We start from the raw sequence: 21207 nt of genomic DNA, 5'->3' as shown, positions 1-21207 counted from the left end.
CACCTCCTAATCTTATCCATGCCTCGGTTACTGTAAAAACCGTAACCAATACAATTGATATGCGATCGCATTCATCCTTATCGGCATATACTTTAAAGAAATGTGACATTTAATTGCGCTATTGTAAAATTCAGCTTTACATAAGTTGATTTATGAGCCAGCCTAAAAATACTACTACCCAAGCGACTGCTCTGACTAACCACGATCGCAAACCTATCCATATACCTGGCTCTATTCAACCTCATGGTGTACTACTAGCACTAAGTACTCAGTTAGAGATACTGCAAGTTAGCAACAATACCCAAGCTTATTTGGGTAAAGAGCCAAAAGATTTGCTTGGTAAACCATTGAGCTATTTATTAGAAGCTCAACAAGTAGAAGCTGTAAAGCAGTGCTTGGTAAAAAAAATTGGTAGCACGAATGCTTTTAAAGTTTTAATAAATACTTCGTATGGAGAACAAGATTTTGATGCGATCGCTCATCGTACAGAAGAGGCTGTGATTCTGGAGTTAGAACCGACTGACTCAAAATCTGAGGTGAGTTTTTTAGGCTTTCATGCTTTGGCAGGTGAAGCGATCGCAAAAATGCAAAGCACATCAAACCTGATAGAATTTTTGCACTTAGTAGCTGAAGAAGTCCAAAAAATCATCGGTTTTGATCGGGTAATGGTTTATCAATTTGATGAGTCGGAAGCGGGTTCTGTTGTTGCAGAAGTAAAACGGGAAGATTTATCACCTTATTTAGGACTTCATTATCCCGCTACGGATATTCCAGCGCAGGCTAGAGAGTTATACACGCGCTGCTTTCTCCGATTTCTTCCCGATTTGACAGCCGAACCTGTCCAGCTAGTTCCAAGGCAAAATCCGACAACACATCAGCATCTTGATTTAAGCTACTCTGTGCTACGGAGTTTTGATTGGTGTTGTGCTGAATATCATCAAAATATGGGAGTGAAGGGTCTTTTGGTGATTTCACTGATTCAAGAGCAGAAACTTTGGGGATTAATATCTTGCCATCATCAAACGACAAAGCATATTTCTTATGAAGTACGCAAGATGTGCGAATTTTTGGGACAAATCGTATCTTCAGAGTTAGCGCACAAAATTAGTTCTTCGGAATGGGACTATAAGGTAAAGCTCAAATCGCTACAGTCTGAGTTCCTTGAGTCCATTTCCCAAGCAGACAACTTTATCGATGCCTTAATCAAACCGGAAATCCGCTTGCTGGATTTTGTCAGTGCCTCTGGAGCGGCGGTTTGTCTGGATAATGAAATTAATCTTGTGGGAACCACACCAAATATTGATCAGGTGCAGGCGTTAATTGAATGGGCAGATACTCAAGTTAGTGACAATCTCTTTTCTACCGATTCTCTGCCGAAGGTTTATCCAGAAGCGCTCATATTTAAAGATACTGCCAGTGGTTTGCTGCTGCTGCGAATTTCTAAAGTCCGGCGTTATTATATTCTTTGGTTTCGCCCTGAAGTTATCCAAACAGTAAACTGGGCAGGAAATCCACAAGAATCGATTAAAGCCGAGGGAGATGGTAGCTATACCCTGTCTCCTCGAAAATCCTTTGAACAATGGCAAGAAACGGTTAGATTAACTTCTTTACCTTGGAAAGGGTGTGAACTTGAAAGTGCGATCGCTCTGAGTAATGCGATCGTTGGTATTGTCCTCTCGAAAGCGGATGAATTAGCAAAAATCAACCTGGAGTTAGAACGCAGCAACCAAGAATTAGCATCCTTTGCCTACGCTGCTTCTCACGATCTCAAAGAACCTTTGCGGGGCATTTATAACTTCTCAACGGTGCTGCTAGAAGACTATGCCCAAGTATTAGATGATGATGGAATTGAGTGCTTGCAAACAGTAGTGTCCTTATCTGTACGCATGGAAACTCTGATTAATGCTTTGCTGCGACTATCGCAGTTAGGACAAGCACATCTCCGAGAGCAAGCAACCGATCTCAACGAATTGCTCAACCAAGTAATTAATGTCTTTCATGCTAGCCGCCAAGACTCTGCGCTTGTGGATATTCGCATTCCCCGGCCTTTACCAACAATTCAGTGCGATCGAGTTCTAGTTAATGAAGTCTTCAGTAACCTCCTGAGTAATGCCTTCAAATACAACGATAAAGCAGAGCAATGGGTTGAGATCGGTTACTTAGATGAGGGGCTGGGGACTAGGGACTGGGGACAAGGAGAATACCCAATCCCCAATCCCCAATCCCCAATCTTTTATATCCGAGATAACGGTATTGGCATCCCACAGCATCACTTAGAAACGATCTTTAGATTATTCAAGCGGCTGCACTCTCAGGAAAAGTACGGTGGAGGAGCAGGTGCAGGATTAGCTATTGTTAAGAAGATTGTTGAGCTTCATAACGGTCAAATTTGGGTTGAATCTACCGTAGGTGTTGGCTCTATTTTCTATTTCACGCTGGAATAGTTTAAGATAATAACCAAATATGTATTTTTGTTAAGCTCTTTTAAGACCACGAATGACAAAAAAACTTCATGAACCTCTGCTTGTTGTTGAGGACAGCAATGAAGATTTTCGGATGCTACAACGTCTGATGCGGCTCATGTCCGTTCAGAACCCCATACATCGTTGTACTAATGGGGATGAGGTTTTAGAGTTCCTGTATCAACAGGGGAGCGATGCCCATAGCAAAGGCGAAAACTTACCCAACTCTAAAGTAGCATTACGACCCTCTGTGATCTTGCTCGATCTGAATTTGCCAGGTATTGATGGCCGTGACATTTTAGATCGGCTCAAGCAAGACAAGAGTTTCAAGGAAATCCCCATCGTTGTTTTTACCACATCATCAAATCCCAAGGATATTGAGTTGTGCTACCAAAAGGGCGCAAATGGATATCTGGTAAAGCCGATGGATGCTCAGGAACTAAAAAAGACGATCCAGGCATTTGTGGATTACTGGCTTGAAGCCAATATGCCGCCAGTCTTGGATTAATTTTTTATTGCCTGTTGATGAGGCAGTAGGGAAAAAAGGATAATAAAGGAGACGGTTCAGAGGGCACAGAGACATTTTCTTCTTTGAGTCACTGTGTCTGTTTGTCTCTGCTAGATTCCTTTTCCCCATTTTTCTGTTTTTGAGTATTTGATGTTTCTTTAGGATTACTAAAGAATTTAGATTTTATTTATACTTATTTTATATTATTTTTAGAATTATGCAATAAAAACCAATCTGGATAAAAGGGATCTACATTCCCGATCCTCATACCTGTATATGTTGGACATAAGGACGCTACTCATCATTGATGATTGTGCAGCAGATCGGAAAATCTATCGCCGATATCTGTTGAAAGATCCGCACCAGTCCTACCAGATATTTGAGGCTGACTGTGCAGAAGAAGGACTTGCTTTGTGCCAAAAAATCCGATGCGATGCCATTCTGCTGGATTTTTGCCTACCTGATATGAGTGGGATAGAACTCTTCGATCAGATGCAGCAGGAGATATTTAAGACTTCTGTCCCTGTGATTATGTTGACAGGACGGGGCGATGAAGAGGTGGCTGTGCAAGTCATGAAACGGGGTGCGCTGGATTATTTGGTTAAGCATAATCTGACACAGGACATACTGCAACTAGCAGTCCGAAACGCTATTAAGCAATCATGCTTGCAAGCCCAACTCAGCAAAACTCAGGAAAGGCAGCGTTTAATTGCTACAACTGCTTTACGAATTCGCCAGTCTCTTAACCTAGAGCAAATTTTGAATACAGCTGTAGCAGAAGTACAGCAACTTCTAAAGTGCGATCGCGTGATGGTGTATCAGTTCACCCCAGATACTGACGGTAAAATAGTTGCCTCATCAGTTGAGTCATTCCGCACTGTCGCATTGTGCGATCGCGTCGCGGCTGGGGAAGAAGCAGGGGAGCAGGAAGCAGGGAGAAAGGGTAAAATTCCTCTCCTCTGCACCCTTCCTCCTGCTCCCCTGACTAATCCCCAATCCCCAATCCCTTATATTTATGAGCTTGGGTTGTGTAATTGTGTCAGCCTGAAAGAGCAATTTAATACTAATGCAAATCTAGTAGTTCCCATTAATTTGAGCAACAATGGGAACCCAACTCCCAAGCTTTGGGGTTTGTTGATTGCTCACCAAAATTCTGGAGAACGGCATTGGCAAACTGATGATGCCCAAATGCTCAATGAGGTTTCGGTACAATTAGCGATCGCTATCCAACAAGCTGAATTGCTAGCCCAAACTCAAGCAGCCCTTGCCAAAGAAAAGCAACTCAATGTATTTAAATCCCAAATTATTGCAACGGTTTCTCATGAATATCGAACGCCACTAACTTCAATTCTGGCGGCTGCATCAACTTTGGCAAAACATAACCAACAACTGGATGAGTCTAAACAACAAAGATTTCTAGGAATTATTGAACAGAAAGCAAGGTATATGTCCAAACTCGTGGATAATATGCTTCTGGTTAACCAATTTGAACTAGAAAAACCTAAGTTTAAGCCAATTCTGCTTGATTTACTGCAATTCTTTTCCGATCTTATAGAACAAGAGCGAGAAACAACAGGCGATCGCCACGAATTAATTTTTCAAATTACTGGCCATACTCAAGGCTTTTGGGGCGATCGCGGACTGTTGCAGCAAATTTTTATTAACTTAATGTCTAATGCAATTAAGTACTCTCCAGATGGAGGGACTGTAGAGTTTCACCTGATCGGTAAAGAATCAGAGGTGATCTTTTACATCCAAGATAGAGGAATTGGTATCCCGATTAAAGATCAAGAAAATTTGTTTCAATCCTTCTGTCGCGGAAGTAACGTTGATACAATTCCTGGTACGGGTTTAGGATTGGCGATCGCTAAAGGCTGTGTAGAATTACATGGTGGCCATATCACCTTATTTAGTGAAGTGGGGCAAGGAACTAAAGTTACAGTCAGCTTACCAAAGGTATTCCCAATCGATCAACTTTCCCCATCATCAACTTGATTTGTAGAAATATATAGCACTTATAGCTTATCTGCATTACTTACAATTTTAAAAACAAATATTGTGATTCTTACTTATGAATTTCTATGTTGGTAATCAGCCATTCTTTGATTGTTTTACCGCAAGGCTCAGAACTTTGGCAATCACTGACATTCTCTAGCCCATAAGACATCTTTACTTTTTTGTTGACGTATTTCTCTGGTTCGCAAACCTCAAATGTTGCCCCGATACCTTCATATAACTTACCATTCTCATCTAAAACAGTAACATAGCATTTTAAGTCTCCATTTTGCATATCTTTGATAGTACCCAATATCGGGTTATTGTGAGGAATTTCATTAGGTTTGTTATTTTTAATATGTGTTTTTTCATTTGATGTTGGATTACTAATTTTTTTACCAACTTCGATGTTGTTTAGCTTTTCTTTATTTGCAGAATTAGCTAGAGTAGTTGTTGCAGTATTTGCTTGATTAACTTTATTTTGTTGAGAAGTACTATTGCCATCACTGCAACTTGCAATCAACATAGGACAAAGAATTAACGTAATAGTAGTGAAAATTGCTTTTTTCATTTAATTTATGTTTATAAAACCCTATGGATGATTATTTTGGTAAAAGTATTTTATGTGTTGTCACTTATAAGTGACAATGTGGTATTTACTGTACATACTCGGCGTTATCTGCATTTTGTGTGTATTATTCGGTAAAGTGCTTACAGGATGTCTTAAAAGTAGTGAATGTGTATAAATTAATGCTTGATTAAGCTTTAATTACCAAATATTAATGCTTTGAGCATTAAATAAGTATTTAATAGAGTTTAGAAGCTGTAAGTATTGATTTTGTGTTATTTCAAGGTTTTCTCAACTTAAACAAGCCATTTGGCTGGACTTCCCACGACTGTGTAGCGCGGGTGCGAAAATTGTTGCGCCTCAAACGTGTCGGACATGCGGGAACCTTAGATCCAGCCGCCACAGGGGTTTTACCAATTGCCCTTGGTAAAGCCACAAGATTATTGCAATATCTGCCAGAAAACAAAGCTTACAAAGCCACTATTCGCCTGGGTGTGCGTACCACAACCGATGATTTGCAAGGTGAAATCATCACTTCTCAACCTTGTACTGGATTGAGTTTGGCAGAAGTGAAAAGTGCATTAGCACAATTTGAAGGCAAGATTGAGCAAATACCACCTATTTACAGTGCAATCCAAGTGGATGGTAAACGTCTCTACGATTTAGCACGCCAAGGGAAAACGGTAGAAGTTCCAGTGCGAACAGTAGAAGTTTTTCGGATAGATATTTTGGACTGGAGAGAAGGAGATTTCCCAGAATTGGATGTGGCGATCGCTTGCGGTTCTGGTACATATATTAGAGCGATCGCTCGTGACTTAGGTGCAAACTTAGAAACTGGTGGCACTCTTGCGGCTTTAATCCGTACTGAAAGTAGTGGTTTCAATTTAACCGATAGTCTCACATTGACTGATTTAGAAGCACAATTACAAGCCGGAACATTTCAACCCGTTTTCCCAGATGCAGCCTTACAACATCTGTCATCTGTTACTTTACCAGCAACATCTGCTCAAAAGTGGTGTCAAGGTCAGCGAATTTCTCTAACTTTTGATGTTCCTACAATAGTGCGAGTTTATGATGAAGAGACTCGCTTTTTAGGTATTGGGCAATTACAAGATGAAGTGTTGATCCCTCAAATGGTTTTTGAACCAATTTCTTAATATCTTAGTTATTGGTCATTGGTCATTTGTCATTTGTCAAGAAGAATAATATAACGAACTACTATGCAAGAAAGGTTAGGCCAGATTGAGGTGATTATACAGCTGACAGTACAAAGGACTGAAGCGATCGCTGTGTTCGCTAGACAGGAGAATGGCAAGCAATGAGTGATCGCCATCCTACCACTGCTGCACGTCTCAATGTTTACATCCAAGGTCAAGGATTCCCTATTTTGGGCTTACATGGTCATCCAGGTACTGGTCGTAGTCTTTCTGTCTTCACCAATCATTTATCAAAACGCTATCAAACTATTGCCCCTGATTTACGCGGATATGGCAAAAGTCGCTGGAATGGCAATTTTGATATGAATGACCATTTAACTGACTTAGAAGCGCTGCTGGATCGCTTAAATATTGAAAAATGCCTAGTATTGGGATGGTCACTTGGGGGCATTCTAGCAATGGAACTGGCATTGCGTTTACCAGAGCGTATTACTGGGCTGATTTTGGTGGCGACAGCCGCAAAACCCCGTGGTAGTCATCCGACCATCACTTGGCAAGATAATTTATATACTGGCATTGCTGCCCTATTAAACTATATAAAACCGAGTTGGCGATGGAATATTGAAACTTTTGGCAAGCGATCGCTTTTCCGCTACTTAGTTCAACAACATACATCCACAACTTATAACTATATCGCCAAAGAAGCAGTACCAGCTTATCTGCAAACCTCTCCTGCTGCTACTCGCGCCCTCTATAGTGCCATTCAGTCAGGATACAATCGGATTCCAGAACTGCCACAAATACAATGTCCTAGTTTGGTACTTGCTGGCGATCAAGACCGCCACATTACATCTGATTCCAGTTTACAAACTGCTCAACACCTCCAAAATTCTCAGTGGCAGTGCTATCCAAACACCGCCCATCTTTTCCCGTGGGAAGTTCCCCAGCAGGTGCTGAATGACATTGATCATTGGCTGGAAGAACATCCGCAGGTAATTGATATTCAATAGTCCCAGAGTTTTTAACTCTGAACCACATAATTCGCAATTAGAACTCGAAATTACGTTAGGTCTCGTAGAGAAACCCATTACGAATTACGAATTACGAATTATCTTGATTTTCGCCTAACTTAAATCTGACCGCCAAAGGCAGGCTGTACTTTGCGGTCAAATCTTTCCCCCAAGTCTTCAGCAATTGTTAAGGTATTAGGTTTGCAACGTTTGACACGCACAGTAATTCCCGTAGCTCCTTCGACTTCTAAATCTTCTATATATCCAATGCTTGAAAATTTTGCATCAGAAGAAGTCAGAAATGGCCCAAAGTAGTAAGTACACCGGGGATTTTGCGTCACAATCTCTACCCACCAAGCCAGGCCGATGGAGTCGAATGTGTTAATCAACACTTCCTTGAGGTTATGCCAAAGGGTTTTCATGTTTTTCGCCGATTTATAAACGTCTACAGGGTGTTAAACGATATGGTGCTTTATTATCTTTTACATTTCTTTATACTCTGTTACTGTTATTTTTTCAAAGAAATTTTTTGTACCTTATCTAAGTACAGCGTATTTAGTGATCGCTGACGATAAATTTCATAAAGCGCCATCCCTGCTGCTACAGAAGCATTCAGGCTGGGAGTCTTACCTTGCAGAGGAATCGATACCAAGAAATCACAGGAACGTTGAGTCAACATACCCAGACCTTCGCCTTCTGAACCGATTACCAAAACGATTGGGCCTTTAAAATTGACAGTATGCACGGGTTCGCTTCCACTTGCAGCAGTGCCATAAATCCAAAAGCCAGCTTCTTTTAATTCTTCTAAGGCGCGGCTAAGGTTAACAACTCTAGATACAGCAAAGTTTTCTAAAGCGCCTGCTGCTACCTTCATGACAGTGGAAGTGATCCCAGATGCTCTTCTTTGGGGAATTACCAATCCTTGAGCGCCTATTGCTTCGGCGGTGCGAATAATTGCTCCTAAGTTGTGGGGATCAGTAATTCCGTCAGCTACAACAATAACGGGATCGGTTACAGATTTAGACTGTTCAATGAGATCGGCTAATTCAATATAGCCGTAGGGAGCAGTTTGTGCTGCCACACCTTGATGATTAGCGCCATTGGTGAGGTAGTCTAAGCGTTTGGGTTCAACCTCATCAATAACGGTGCCATTTTCCTTAGCTTGCAGCAGAAAATGGTGGAAGCTGGGATCGTAGCGCAGACGGGTAGTAATCCAGATGCGGTTAAGATTGCGCTGTTTTTGCAATGCGCTCAATACTGGATGACGACCGTAGATGAGATCGTTATCTTCTTCTATTGGTTGTGTAGATACAGGCGGCTGAGAGAAGTTGCTATTTCGTTGTCGGGAGTTGCCAGAAATAGGGTTGCTGTCATCTATTTTCCGGGGATTGCGAACGGGAGCAACAGAAATGGGGTTACTATCTATTTTCCGAGGATTACGAGTGGGATTAGCAACAGAGATAGGGTTGTTATCTATTTTTCGGGGATTGCGAGTGGGATTACTAACAACACGCTTACCCTTAATTTTTATAGGTTTACTACGATTGGATTCGCCAGTAGAAGTGTTAGTGTTAATGATTTTCCTCGGTTTATTCTGCATTTGATTTATGGATATAGCTTATGGTTGAACATACCGATTACCGTAATTTCTGGAACCTAATCTACTGCTGTACCTATTGTTGTGAAATTGAGTTTTCACCCTTTTTCTACATGAAGCATTTGCAACAGTTCGGTTAGACGCTGGTAATCGGTGAGATATAAATAGCCTATTAGGGTTTCTAGACTAGTTGCCTGTTGATAAATTTCGGGATTAAGTCGCTTAGGGCGGCCTGTCGCGGCGTTTCTACCCCGTCGGACAATTTCTAATTCGGTGTCCCTCAGATGAGGAGTTAGCGATCGCAAATGTAGCGCTTGTGTTTCTGCCCTTACCTGCTCCACTACCAGACTATGGTAAATTCCTGACCGCTGCAATGGCAGCAGATAGAACATTCTAACATACAACTCATAAATTGCATCCCCCAAATATGCTAAAGCAGTAGGAGAAATTTGTTGCACTTGTGAGAGGGAAATCTGTTGGAATGGCCCTGTGGTTGCCAAGAGTGCTTCAGTCCAAGATAAACTCTGCTTGGGAGTTTGATCTTGTCCATCTAATAGCTCTTCCTCCTGTGACTTCACAAATAAATCATTCCTTGACGGGCTAGATTTGGCAGGCATTCTTCGCAAAGACTGATTTTTCTGAAGTATGCCATGATAGTATACTTAGCATAATCAATACTATCAAAGTTACTTTTTAATTTCATCTTTTTGATTGAGAGTTGGCATTTAAAATCACCCTGATGTCAACGCCTTGTAAACCAAATTTTGCCTACTTCTTGTAGCCTGTGTCTAAGATAGGGTAAAATCTGAACATCAAATAGAACCCCGTTACTAGATAGCATTGCTATGCTTACTTAGTAAGTGACAATTTTTAACTATACAGTATCAAGTCAAGTTTATCTATAGACAAATCTGCTAAATTTGTGTTTTTTACAACTTTTTCAGACTTGGTTATTTATCCGAATGTTCTAGTAAGCGATTACACAGCAATCACTTGGTATATATATTTTTTTGATTGCTCTACTTTAAATATAATAATAGCGCAACTGGCTTATTGCCTCTCCCACAAGGAGAGAGGTTTTCTGCCAGAAGTTTTAAAAATTAAGCTACCCGATGTTGAATCTGGATAGCTGAATTAGTCTCTCGGTTCAAGCAACCAAGACTACTTGACGTTTTCTAGAGCTTCTTCAACTGATTTTTGCAGGGAGAGAAACTTCTCTAGACGAACAAGCTTGACTGTTTGAGTTACGCGGGCATTCGTGACAATTTGCAAAGTGCCTTCAGCAGTTTGAGCCTGCTTGGCTAGCTGCACCAGAGCGCCCAAGCCAGAGCTATCAATAAAGTCGATTTGTGAGAGATCCAAAATAATGTGCTTAGGGCCCTCTTCAATCTTGCTACCAAGCACTTTGCGAAATGTGGGTTCAGAAAAGGCATCTAACAAACCTGTGAGGCGGAATAGCTGGCAGTTATCCCGGACTTCACGAGTACCCCTCAGGCTAACGGTTAGATTCAGTGGCTCAGCAATAATTCCCTCCTCATGAGTTAAAGTGAACGCTCAAGTATAGATGGTTTTTGAGCAAGTTGTCTACAATCTTTTGGGGCATTGGGTATTGGGCATTGAAAAACTTTTTCTTAGTCCCTAGCTAGTACCCATTCCCCATTTTTACTTAACCTCGGCTGTTGCGGCTTGACGTGCTGCTTGCATGGCTTGAACAAATTGCTCAAACAAGTAATCGGCATCGTGTGGGCCAGGACTGGCTTCTGGGTGATACTGTACAGAGAATACAGGTAGAGATTTGTGACGTACCCCGGCAATGGTGCGATCGTTTAAGTTCAGATGGCTAATTTCCACAACTGCCGTAGGTAAAGAATCTGGGTCAATAGCAAAACTATGGTTTTGGCTGGTAATTTCTACCCGTTGTTGTAAACCCGCAGGCTGATTTAAACCACGATGACCAAATTTTAGTTTATAGGTTTCTGCCCCTAATGCATGACCTAAAATTTGATGCCCCATGCAAATACCAAAAATGGGTTTTTGACTTAACAAAAGCGCTTTGGCAGTTGCAATCCCTCCAGTGACGGCAGCCGGGTCGCCCGGCCCATTAGAAAGAAACACACCATCTGGATTGTAATTGAGGATTTCTTCTGGTGGCGTATCAGCAGGCACAACAATTACCCGACAACCGTAACTTACTAAGCGACGCAAAATGTTGCGTTTTACGCCAAAGTCAAGGGCAACAACGGTAAAGGCTTCTCCAAGATTTTCCGCAGCTTCACAGTTGAATTCCCAAGCTGGAATTGTGGGATCTGACCATTCATAAGCCGTTGATGTGGTGACTTCGCGAACCAGATTCAATCCCGCCATGTTGGGAGCCGCCTGTACCTGTTCTAGCAATTCCGCCTCATCGAGAATGGTTGTGGAAATGCCACCGTTCATGGCTCCAAACATCCGAATTTTGCGGGTGAGGGCGCGGGTATCGATGCCGTAGATCCCTGGTACTTGATTTTGTTTCAGGTAGTCTGGTAAGGATTGTGTCGATCGCCAGTTACTTGGTCGTTGACAAATATTCCGGGCGATCGCACCCCGCACCTGGGGGCCATCTGATTCCTCATCTTCAAGATTAATACCAGTATTGCCTAATTCAGGATAGGTAAAAATGACAATCTGACCGCAGTAACTAGGGTCAGTCAGAACTTCTTGATAGCCGGTCATGCCAGTGTTAAACACCACTTCTCCGATCGCGGTTCCCGTCGCACCGAAAGACCAACCGCGATAAGTAGTTCCATCTGCCAAGACAAGTAAAGCAGGTATTGCGTCAGTCAGGGGCATAGTAAATTGGGGAATTGGGAATTGGGAATTGGGAATTGGGAATTGGGGATTGGGCTGGTACTAAACTCTTCCCCATTGGCTATTCCCCATTTCCCATTCTTCAATACTGCGATTGTTAATTATCCCATGAGTTGAGCAATTAGGAGTTTTTTGGATAGTTAATTAAAATTAAATTGGGAATTTAAAGTGGCGGGAGTGGATTTGACAAAGCTTGGGCGGTTAAAATTAATTATGCTTCAGTCTTTTTTATCCCGTGCAACCCTAATTTTAGTATCAAGCGCTCTTGCGGTTTTGTGTGTTGCCTGTAGTGAAGACAAACGGAACACTGTGACTGGTGGCAATGAGCAACTCGCGCCAATTGGGGATTTGGCATCAGTAGAACCTGCCGTTGAATCACCAACACCAGCAGTTACCCCAGAAGTACAGCCGCTAGAGCCGTCTGAAAGCGAACCAAGCCTTTTTGAACAGGGTCTAGATAAAGCGGTTGGCGCTTGGAGTATCAGCCGTTCTGCTCAATCTCCAGGTGATTGGATTTTGGTGGCGAATCAGTACCAGGATGCGATCGCGCTGATGCAAAGAGTCCGGCGACAAAGCCCAGAATTTGCGATCGCTCAAACCAAAATCACTGAATATCGCCGCCAAATTAAATATGCCCAACAACAAGCTACTCCTCGGCCTGTGCGTCTTGCCGAACCGAAGAGGATAGTGGTTGTGGTTCCCCAAACAACAATTACACCAAAGTATACCTCGCCTCCACAAGAAATAAAGCCATTACCAACAGAGCCAGCTTTGCCCTCATCAGCAGTAGTAATTCCAGATCAGCAGGTATTTACAGCCCCGATTAAAAGGCGGATTGGTGGAACGCCGATTGTCGAAGTCACTTTCAATGGACACCGACAATTTGAGATGATTGTGGATACGGGAGCCAGTGGCACTGTCATCACCCAACAGATGGCCAATGCTTTGGGAATCGTGACAGTAGGGAGAGCTAAGGCAAATACCGCAAGTTCTAGGGCTGTAGAATTCCCTGTGGGCTATGTTAATTCGATGGCACTTGGTGGGGTAATAGTGAATAAAGTACCAGTAGCGATCGCAGGTGCGGAACTAGAAACTGGACTTTTAGGCCATGACTTTTTTGGCAACTATGATGTCACCATCAAACGTAATGTCGTAGAATTTCGCCCGCAATCGCGATCGCAAATCAATTCCCCAGAAACTCAACTAACTGCTCCAACTTCGTCCAAGCTGCCCCGCTTTGTAGGATATCCTTAGCGATTTTAATCCCTTGGGCGTGGTCGAGGAGTGCGATCGTACCTGCTACTTGCAGCGCCAACGATGCATTTAAGGCAACAGCATCTTGTTGTGCCTGAGTCCCCTTACCTTGGAGTACCGCCTTGAGAATTACTGCATTTTCTTGGACATCGCCACCCCGAAGCATACCTATGGGGGCAGGTGTTAGATCCAAATCTAGGGGATTAATGGTAGTTACCTGCACTTCTCCATCTGATAAAACCGCTAAGTCAGTTTCATCTCCTAACCCAGCCTCATCAAGTTTTTCTCGCCCGTGCAAAACAATCGCCTTTTCCTTACCCAAATTGTTTAATGCTTGAGCAACTGTTGCCAAAAGCTTAGGAGTAAATAACCCCACCACTTGCCCAGTGGGACGTAAAGGATTTACTAATGGCCCCAGCAAATTAAACACCGTTCGTACCCTGAGAGTCCGCCGCAATTGGGCAACTGCTTTAAGTGCTGGATGCCAACCAGGTGCAAACAAGAAAGTGATCCCCACCTCTTGTAGTGCGGCTTGCACCTTGTCACTGGATGCACCTAAGTTTACACCCAAGGCTTCTAAAACATCTGCGCTCCCCGTAAGACTTGAAGCTGAACGATTGCCGTGTTTAGCGACTGGTACACCAGATGCTGCGGCTACAAATGCAACGGCTGTAGAAATATTAAAGGTTGATGAACCATCTCCACCAGTTCCACAGGTATCTATTAGGGAGATTGGGGATTGGGGATTAGGGATTAGGGATTGGGTAGATTCTTGCCCAGTCCCTAGTTTTGATTGAGATTGTAATACTTCAGCCATGCCGGTTAACTCATCGGCAGAAATGCCTCTAAAGTTCAGCGCTGTTAAAATAGCCCCTGATAACTCTGGGGGAACCGCTTCACTGAGCCAACCTTGCATCAATTCAGCAGCTTGAGTACGAGATAAGGATTGGCCATCTATTAATTGTTGCAGTAACATATACCAGCTAACAGACGATTCTTGAGCAGAGATTGGAAAAGTTGTCATAGCTAAGGTTTGTAGTTTGGTAGGTGTAGCTAGGTTGAAGGGTATGGGAGCTATACTACCGGAAAATTGGTTGCTATTAAAGTTAGGTTGAAATATCAAGGCTCAACTGCAAATCTGGATTAACAAGTTTCTGATTTTTTGCTTTTTTATCCAAATAAAGTTTAACTTCATAGTTAGTAATAAATAATTCTTTTCCTTTAGCTGCACCACTCTGCTTATAGTTATTCATGCCATACTGTAATTCCCATTCTGAGATATTAGCCCATTGGAAATTTTCTAGAATTTGCGTTGAGTTGTCATAGGTAATTAGCCAGCGATGATGACATTGTTGCAAAAGTTCAGCAAATCTCTGATGTTCAAAAGAAGTGTGTAAGTTACCGTCTTTACCATATAGCTTTGATTTTGTAGCACTAAAATATGGTGGGTCTAAAAATAAAAATACATCTTCCCCTTCTGGCTTTAATAGGTGGCTGTAATCCAAATTAGTAATTTGGACATTTTTTGATAAAAGATTTTCTAATTTTTCTAATCGTTCTATTGAAGAATCAGTAAATCTTTTATGAAAAGCTTCTTGGGAAAAACCACCTGATTCTACAGTTCCTGAAAAAGTAATTCTATTGAGTACGAAAAACCGAACTGCTCTTTCTAAATCAGATAAACTCTTGACATCTACACTAGCTAATTCTGTAAAGAGTAATTTACCATCTTTATATTTGACTTTAATATGCCGAATTTCTTTAACTAACTGAGCTATATCAGATTGGGCAAATTTCCAGAATAAGAAAAGCTCGCAGTTTAAATCATTAATCCAAATCTTAATATGAGGAAACTTTTGTCTTAAATAAATAAATACAGAACCACCACCTACAAAAGGCTCTCGAAATTCCGAAAAGCTCTCTGGCAAGTATTCAACTATCTGATTTATTGCTTTTGACTTTCCACCAGGATATCGCAGAGGACTTTTGAACATAATTCGTATAAATGTTACATTTAAGTTAATAAAAAATAATATTTAAGTATCTGTAAAATAGTCTGAATCTATCTTTTTTATTTCATAAACTGATACTGCTGATACTCCTACATTATTGTCAATCATCAATTGTGCTAATTCTTGACCATCTATCAAGACAACCTTTGTATCTATTCCCAACACATAATTTTTTGCATCTTGAGTAAAATTAGAAGTTGTAATAAACACTCCTTTTTTTGCCCTTTGTCCATATAATGCACCAACAAATTTTTGGATTTCTGGTCTACCTATAACATTAGTATCCCATCTCTTCGCTTGGATATAAACAACATCTAATCCTAATTTATCTTCTTTAATTATACCATCAATACCACCATCACCACTCTTTCCAATTGCTTTACCAGCATCACGCCTTGAGCCTCCATATCCCATTTTGATAAGTAAATCGATAACAAGTCTTTCAAAAAAATCTGGCGAAATATTTTTAATTCGGTTAATCAAATCTATTTCCAATTCCTTACGGATTTTTTGATACCCTAATTCTATAGATTCTTGTGGAGTTTTTTCTGAGATTTCGTCAAGTTCAGAACTAACTTTGTCATCTTGCTTTTTGGAATTCTTAAAGTTAACAAAATCAGGGAATTGGCTAAGAAACTGAATATTTATATCTTTTTTAGATTGCCCAGCTACGTTTATACCTTCTTCGGTAATCTCAAAATATCCTCTTTTTGGGGTTGCTAATAAACCTGCTTTTTTTAAATATGTTCTTGCCCATCCTACCCGATTATCAAATAATGGTTGTTGACCGCTAGGTAATAATTCTCTTCGTTCGTCTTCACTTAAATTAAACTGGTCGGCTAAAGCTCCAATGACCTCTCTCATAGAGTGTTCTTGACCATCAAGTGCATATTGAAGCAACGGAAGCATTATCTTTTGATAATCAGGTATTGCCATTTTTATTTATCTAAAATTTTACAGAAATTGAATTTTAGCCCTTTTAAACATTATTCCCAGAAAATTGGTGAGAAATAAGTTAAGTGATCGCAAACCGTCCAAGATAAAATTACGTACCCGTAATATTTGCTAATAAATTTTATTTAGAGTTTATGTTGCATTCTCTTAAAAACCTGTTACATTACTTTACAGGCAGTTATAACTGTTACAACATAAAAGCTCGGAGTATTATTTATGGCAGACGTTAAAAAGACTACGCCTTCAGTTTCACAAGATCCCAATGCTTTGCGCTGGGGCTTCACTCCTCAGAGCGAAAACTGGAACGGTCGTTTTGCAATGATTGGTTTTTTATCTGCTGTTGCGCTTGAAGTCTTTTCTGGTCAAGGGATTTTACACTTCTGGGGCATTCTATAGATTTAAACGTTTTTATAGCTTCATTAGATGATCGGGTAAGGCAGCGATTCGTAAAATCGTCTGCCTTTCCTTTATGGGGAAATTCTCTTACCGTGATGAGCGAAATATTACACGGCCTGGGGATTCTTCCTGATTAATTCGCGCATATACTCGCAGACAAGTTAATACTTCGCCAGGAATACCACCACAGTCTAGTTGTAAATCATCTTTGGATGAAGCACAGATATCCGCATAAAGTCCCGACAATTGGCGAATTCGCACTTCATTACCTGCATTAATAGCTTCGTCAGCGACTTTCTTCAAAATGCGCCGTGATTCATGTTGTAGCTTTCCCCACCAAGAATAGCGTTCGGCTGGTGGTACGAATACTAAGGAATGTATTGCTTCATCCATGTCAATCCAAGCACGGAGAATTGACAGGGGATCAGTGTTTTTCTCTGCTTTTTGGGTGCGTTGGAAGCGATCGCTTAAAGCATCAATATATTGATCGCGCTGTTCAGCTTTGGAGTGTAAGGAAATGACATCGAAGCTAAAAACGCTCTTTAAAGCATGATGTAAATCTGGGTCTATTTCGATAAAATTCATATATAAAAATAGGAATGCTGCTGGTAAATCGGATACATTACCTTGGGGGATTTTAGATGTTGAAAGTGCCTGTTGATACAAGGTCAGTCCCTGAGCTTGAACAGTACCACTAAGTCCGGGGTAGATAATTTCGTCGCGGATAAAGGGAAGTTGATAGAGGTTAGAATTATCTGCGATCGCACCAACTTCTTGAGCTAAATCTAAAGTGCGCGATCGCCAAGTTGCAGCTAAATCTTCTGGTACTCGCAGCAGTTTGCGTTGAATCTCATTCCACAAATCTGAGTCCGTTGTGCTTTGCAGTTGGGAATTACCCAGATAATAATTAAGTTCGGAGTCAGAATCAAAAGCTTCCCGCAGGTGACTTAGTTTTAAATCATCTGGCGCATCTTCCCAACCAGTATTTTGCTGTGGAGGTGAAGGTTCCAACAGGTTATGAAGTTCTTGCAGCACCTCATCGCATATTTTAGATCCTGGATCTAGTGGTAATTCTGTGCGAGCCTGATTTAAAGTAGCCTCTAGTCCATACAAACTAAACCGCAGTAACTGGGCTAACTCTGAGTTTTCTATCTCTAATAATTGACGCAAGTGCTGCATGAATCTCACCTCCAAATATTTTCTATAGCGAGTTAAACTTGGCTAACCTCTGCGCCCCTTAGCGTTTCCTCCGCACCCCTCTGCGTTTAAAAATCTTAATTTTTTCAATGCAGAGGAACGCGTTCGCTTTAGCGTCTCTGAAAGAGAAGCGTCTCGCAGAGAAGGTTAGCACAGAGGAACGCAAAGGTTTAATGCAAGAGTTAATGTATACCGCAAAATGGATCGCGTTCTTTATCAACTTCATTGGGCTGCAATTCTAATTCAGCAATATAAATACATCCCTCTTCTTTTAGGCATTCCTGACTGTTTGATGTCCAGTAAGGTACTTCACCGGCGTGCATCCGTAGGATACCTTGATCGTCTAGAGTTACACGATATTGGCAAGGGTAATCTGTTGTCACATCTGGTTTGCTGAGTGCGCCAATTCGTATCCATTTTTTGCTGTTGGTTTCTGAATCTGTTTGATAAATATAGAAGGTGTGTTGGCCTGTTTGTGGGAAGGGAGGTAAAGGATTACTAATTAACCCAATTCCTGGTTCTGTCACACCATCGCGCAGATAGTGAAATTTTTGGAACAATTTATTACCATCATTTCCTACTTCAAAGACAAGATGATAGGCATCTGGTTGATCGACAGTTGCCGACTCAATAACATTGACGGCAATATCACCATCATTTAAATCTTTATTTAAACGCTCAACGGCAATATTCCAGTTTAATTTACCATCAGCAAATAGCGGTGATGTTTCTGAAACAACCGATTCCAAATCAATGCCAGGGATATCAATTAAATAATGGGGGTTTCCCTGACAAAGCAACACATTAAATTCAAGGGTTTGGTCAATTTCAAACTGGACTTTAATTTTTTTCAGAAACTCTGCTTCTTGCATTCCCAGTTTATTCATGAGGTTTTTGCCGTCGAAGCTACCCCATAGTCGTAAATCTCCATCCTCGTAGTCTTGACGGTAAATAATATTAGTTAATTGTATCCCTTGCCATGCAGTCCGAACTTTGGCGACAGTTTCCCAAGGTGCGAGTTGATAGAGTTCTTGTCCAGCTTTAAATATGGTGAGTAAATCGTTACTTTGAGTTTTGCGTTTGAAGTTACAAGGCAAATAATAAAACAGATTTTTAACATCAATTTCTAGCTGGTTAGCTCCCTTACGCAGCAAGCTTTTGGACTCTTCTGGATCGAATCTTAATCTTCGTAACTTCTCAGCATAGCAAGCACCAGCAGAGGTTGCTAATTTGGTAAATTCCAAGACAAAGGTAATTCGTTCTGGATTCCAAACAAAATATGGAGACTTACTAAATTCTTGGTAGATTTGGCGCTGCACTATATCTAAATTACAAGTTTTTCCAGACAGAATTAACCAATCAACTTTTTGGGAATTCCAAGAATCTTTGGCGATCTCATCGGGACGTAAGCGACTTTCCATCAATCCTTTAGCAATACCGATCGCTTCTTTAATTCCTGCAACGGCGGCTCGTTCAAATTGATGGTTATCTAGGGTGACACAGATGCTATTTGGATCTTTGACTTGCAATTTAACGGCGCTTTGAGTGAGCAGTTCGGAAATTTGCTGCTCAGAAAGTGTGAAAGTTAATAGAGAATTATCTGCTGGTGGTTTTTGCCCAAGTTTAAGTTTAGCTGCTTCTGCATGATCCCACAGGATATAAAAGGATTGCAGGCGTTGGGGTGTTTGTTGCCAACGAGTGGGTAATACTTTCTCGGCAGTATCTAGGGCATCTTTGTAAGCAATATCACCTTCTGGATTTTCTTTATCTAGACATTTTAAAAGACTACCACTTTTGAATTTACCTTGTTCTAAAAATCGCTCGTTTAATTCAGAGCTAATTAAATCTTCTAGCTTTTCGCTTTCGATATCACCTGTTGTTACTGCTGTCAATAAGAAGTCTGCGATCGCAACTTTTAATAATCTAAAAATCCGCAGCGTAATTAACTCACCACCTAACTGTAAATGACCAGATGAACCTAATAATTTGGGGGTGAGTTTATAGTAACGTCCTCCTAAACCCCGGTCTTCATAATCAGCAAAAGTTGGGGTTTTATCTTCTAAAGTCAGTTCAATTAAAGCTAAGTCTGTGGTTCCGCCGCCGATATCCAAAACGAGGACATTTTGTGACCATTTATTTCCTACTTGACGGCAACGAGTTTTGAATGACTCGATGCCAATATTCAGATTACCGCCAAATTCTCGCCATAAAAAGAATATTGCCACAGAAACGGCTTCATCATAAGCAGTTTGGACATCATCGATCCCCAATTGCTCAACAAATTCCTTAACTTCTTTGCGAACAACTGGTGGGGCGACAGTGGGGTAGGTGACAACTGCTGTCAAAAAAGTTCCTTCTGAAAATCTGCGTTGGGCGCGTTGGCGATAATCTTCAGTTAACTCGATTAAATGTGCCCAAGCAGATTGAATCAGTTGATTTGCAGTAATTATTTTTTCTTCACCATCCAAAATAACTGAAAACGATCGCTCCTGACCAAAATAGCGTTTGGGCGAATGGTGAAACCTGCTGATAATTTCCTTTAAAGAACCGCTTGTACCTTGAGCGATCGCTTTTTTGCGGTTATCTCTAGCTTCCCTACCCATCCGCAGTTTTAAGTCCCCTAACTGCGAAATTTCCAACTCGCTGGGAATTTCCGTATCGCGGCGATCGATATCCAGCACAACTGGGATCAGATTTTGCGACTCTAGAGTAGGGACGCGGAACACCTCATGATAGATTTGGTAAAGTTTTTTGCTGACAGCACGGCGAAACCTCTCGCTGTTTCCTAAAGAAAGCTCAATTTGGCGAATTGCTTCCAAAAATCGCTCTTTATTGTCACTTTCAAAAACTTCGCTCAACTTTCTTGGATCTATCTCTAAGTTTTTGCTAATTTCTGTGATGAACTTTGCCCAATCATCATCACTGACATCTGGTAAAGCGACTGAGGCGGGAGAACTCAGCCATTGTGATAAGCGATCGCGCAACCGCATTTCTTGTTCTTTTGGTAGAATTTCTGCGATCGGTACTTCAATCGGATCGAACAGTGTAACTGTAGAGTTCGATGTGCCAAAATCTAAAGCAAACCATCCGGGAAATCTTTTTTGTTGTTTCTCGCTTGGTTCGCGATCGCTATATTTATTGAGTTGAAAAGGGTTCATTATAGTATCACTTTCTGTTGTTTGTTTTATACCTGGCTAAAAACTGTAATGTTGTATCATAAAATTACAAATTTAGAGAATCTTTGGTCTTG

Annotated in this window: 18 protein-coding genes; 7 read left to right on the top strand and 11 right to left on the bottom strand. The window is 41.2% G+C overall.

Annotation, left to right across the window (positions count from 1 at the left end; genetic code table 11):
* Positions 1 to 152 precede the first annotated feature (152 nt).
* From IQ274_RS24680 to IQ274_RS24670, 3 genes are all read left to right on the top strand, one after another.
* Complete coding sequence (locus tag IQ274_RS24680; RefSeq protein ID WP_194143737.1) at positions 153 to 2444, top strand: ATP-binding protein; 2292 nt, start codon at positions 153 to 155, stop codon at positions 2442 to 2444.
* Positions 2445 to 2496: 52 nt separating this feature from the next.
* Positions 2497 to 2970, top strand: coding sequence for a response regulator (locus IQ274_RS24675; protein ID WP_163927601.1), 474 nt, complete (start codon positions 2497 to 2499; stop codon positions 2968 to 2970).
* Positions 2971 to 3246: 276 nt separating this feature from the next.
* Positions 3247 to 4965 carry an ATP-binding protein gene (locus IQ274_RS24670; protein ID WP_163927602.1) on the top strand — a complete coding sequence of 573 codons (1719 nt, stop codon included), beginning with the start codon at positions 3247 to 3249 and terminating at the stop codon, positions 4963 to 4965.
* A gap of 70 nt (positions 4966 to 5035) precedes the next feature.
* On the opposite strand, the gene IQ274_RS24665 is transcribed toward IQ274_RS24670, so the two are convergent.
* Positions 5036 to 5536, bottom strand: coding sequence for a hypothetical protein (locus IQ274_RS24665; protein WP_194143736.1), 501 nt, complete (start codon positions 5534 to 5536; stop codon positions 5036 to 5038).
* A gap of 269 nt (positions 5537 to 5805) precedes the next feature.
* Between IQ274_RS24665 and truB the strand changes: the two genes are divergently transcribed.
* Both truB and IQ274_RS24655 read left to right on the top strand, forming a co-directional pair.
* Entirely contained in the window at positions 5806 to 6690 is an 885-nt protein-coding gene (gene truB, locus IQ274_RS24660) for a tRNA pseudouridine(55) synthase TruB (RefSeq protein ID WP_194143735.1), read from the top strand.
* Between the two features lie 161 nt (positions 6691 to 6851).
* Entirely contained in the window at positions 6852 to 7700 is an 849-nt protein-coding gene (locus IQ274_RS24655; RefSeq protein WP_194143734.1) for an alpha/beta fold hydrolase, read from the top strand.
* Between the two features lie 119 nt (positions 7701 to 7819).
* Here IQ274_RS24655 and IQ274_RS24650 read toward each other — a convergent pair whose 3' ends face one another.
* From IQ274_RS24650 to carA, 5 genes are all read right to left on the bottom strand, one after another.
* Positions 7820 to 8122, bottom strand: a complete 303-nt coding sequence (locus IQ274_RS24650) for a DUF1816 domain-containing protein (RefSeq protein ID WP_114083179.1) — start codon at positions 8120 to 8122, stop codon at positions 7820 to 7822.
* Positions 8123 to 8208: 86 nt separating this feature from the next.
* On the bottom strand, positions 8209 to 9300 hold the full coding sequence (gene rlmB / locus IQ274_RS24645) for a 23S rRNA (guanosine(2251)-2'-O)-methyltransferase RlmB (RefSeq protein WP_163927606.1): 1092 nt from the start codon (positions 9298 to 9300) through the stop codon (positions 8209 to 8211).
* Positions 9301 to 9395: 95 nt separating this feature from the next.
* A complete protein-coding gene (locus tag IQ274_RS24640) occupies positions 9396 to 9875 on the bottom strand; it encodes a Mini-ribonuclease 3 (protein WP_179075199.1) in 480 nt (159 codons plus the stop codon).
* A 583-nt stretch (positions 9876 to 10458) separates the two neighbouring features.
* Positions 10459 to 10824 carry an STAS domain-containing protein gene (locus tag IQ274_RS24635; RefSeq protein WP_083782327.1) on the bottom strand — a complete coding sequence of 122 codons (366 nt, stop codon included), beginning with the start codon at positions 10822 to 10824 and terminating at the stop codon, positions 10459 to 10461.
* A 135-nt stretch (positions 10825 to 10959) separates the two neighbouring features.
* On the bottom strand, positions 10960 to 12126 hold the full coding sequence (carA, locus tag IQ274_RS24630; protein ID WP_012407939.1) for a glutamine-hydrolyzing carbamoyl-phosphate synthase small subunit: 1167 nt from the start codon (positions 12124 to 12126) through the stop codon (positions 10960 to 10962).
* 231 nt (positions 12127 to 12357) lie between these two features.
* Between carA and IQ274_RS24625 the strand changes: the two genes are divergently transcribed.
* The gene (locus IQ274_RS24625; RefSeq protein ID WP_194143733.1) at positions 12358 to 13398 is read left to right on the top strand and encodes a retropepsin-like aspartic protease family protein; all 1041 of its coding nucleotides are present in this window, start codon (positions 12358 to 12360) and stop codon (positions 13396 to 13398) included.
* Here the strand turns inward: IQ274_RS24625 and trpD are convergent.
* From trpD to IQ274_RS24610, 3 genes are all read right to left on the bottom strand, one after another.
* Positions 13328 to 14422, bottom strand: coding sequence for an anthranilate phosphoribosyltransferase (trpD, locus tag IQ274_RS24620; protein ID WP_194143732.1), 1095 nt, complete (start codon positions 14420 to 14422; stop codon positions 13328 to 13330). The genes IQ274_RS24625 and trpD overlap by 71 nt on opposite strands.
* An 82-nt stretch (positions 14423 to 14504) precedes the next feature.
* Positions 14505 to 15392 carry a DNA adenine methylase gene (locus tag IQ274_RS24615; protein ID WP_194143731.1) on the bottom strand — a complete coding sequence of 296 codons (888 nt, stop codon included), beginning with the start codon at positions 15390 to 15392 and terminating at the stop codon, positions 14505 to 14507.
* Positions 15393 to 15434: 42 nt separating this feature from the next.
* Positions 15435 to 16346 (bottom strand): restriction endonuclease, encoded by a 912-nt coding sequence (locus tag IQ274_RS24610; protein WP_194143730.1) that lies wholly within the window; start codon positions 16344 to 16346, stop codon positions 15435 to 15437.
* A 234-nt stretch (positions 16347 to 16580) separates the two neighbouring features.
* On the opposite strand from IQ274_RS24610, the gene IQ274_RS24605 reads away from it, so the two are divergent.
* Positions 16581 to 16760, top strand: coding sequence for a high light inducible protein (locus IQ274_RS24605; protein WP_114083171.1), 180 nt, complete (start codon positions 16581 to 16583; stop codon positions 16758 to 16760).
* A gap of 87 nt (positions 16761 to 16847) precedes the next feature.
* On the opposite strand, the gene IQ274_RS24600 is transcribed toward IQ274_RS24605, so the two are convergent.
* Positions 16848 to 17939 carry a hypothetical protein gene (locus IQ274_RS24600; protein ID WP_194143729.1) on the bottom strand — a complete coding sequence of 364 codons (1092 nt, stop codon included), beginning with the start codon at positions 17937 to 17939 and terminating at the stop codon, positions 16848 to 16850.
* A gap of 200 nt (positions 17940 to 18139) precedes the next feature.
* Complete coding sequence (locus IQ274_RS24595) at positions 18140 to 21115, bottom strand: molecular chaperone (RefSeq protein ID WP_228058340.1); 2976 nt, start codon at positions 21113 to 21115, stop codon at positions 18140 to 18142.
* Positions 21116 to 21207: the final 92 nt, after the last annotated feature.

The sequence above is a fragment of the Nostoc sp. LEGE 12447 genome, from assembly GCF_015206985.1.
Lineage (GTDB): Bacteria > Cyanobacteriota > Cyanobacteriia > Cyanobacteriales > Nostocaceae > Nostoc.
The sequence above is the reverse complement of the archived record's forward strand: the minus strand, read 5'-3'. Positions and strand labels throughout refer to the sequence as shown.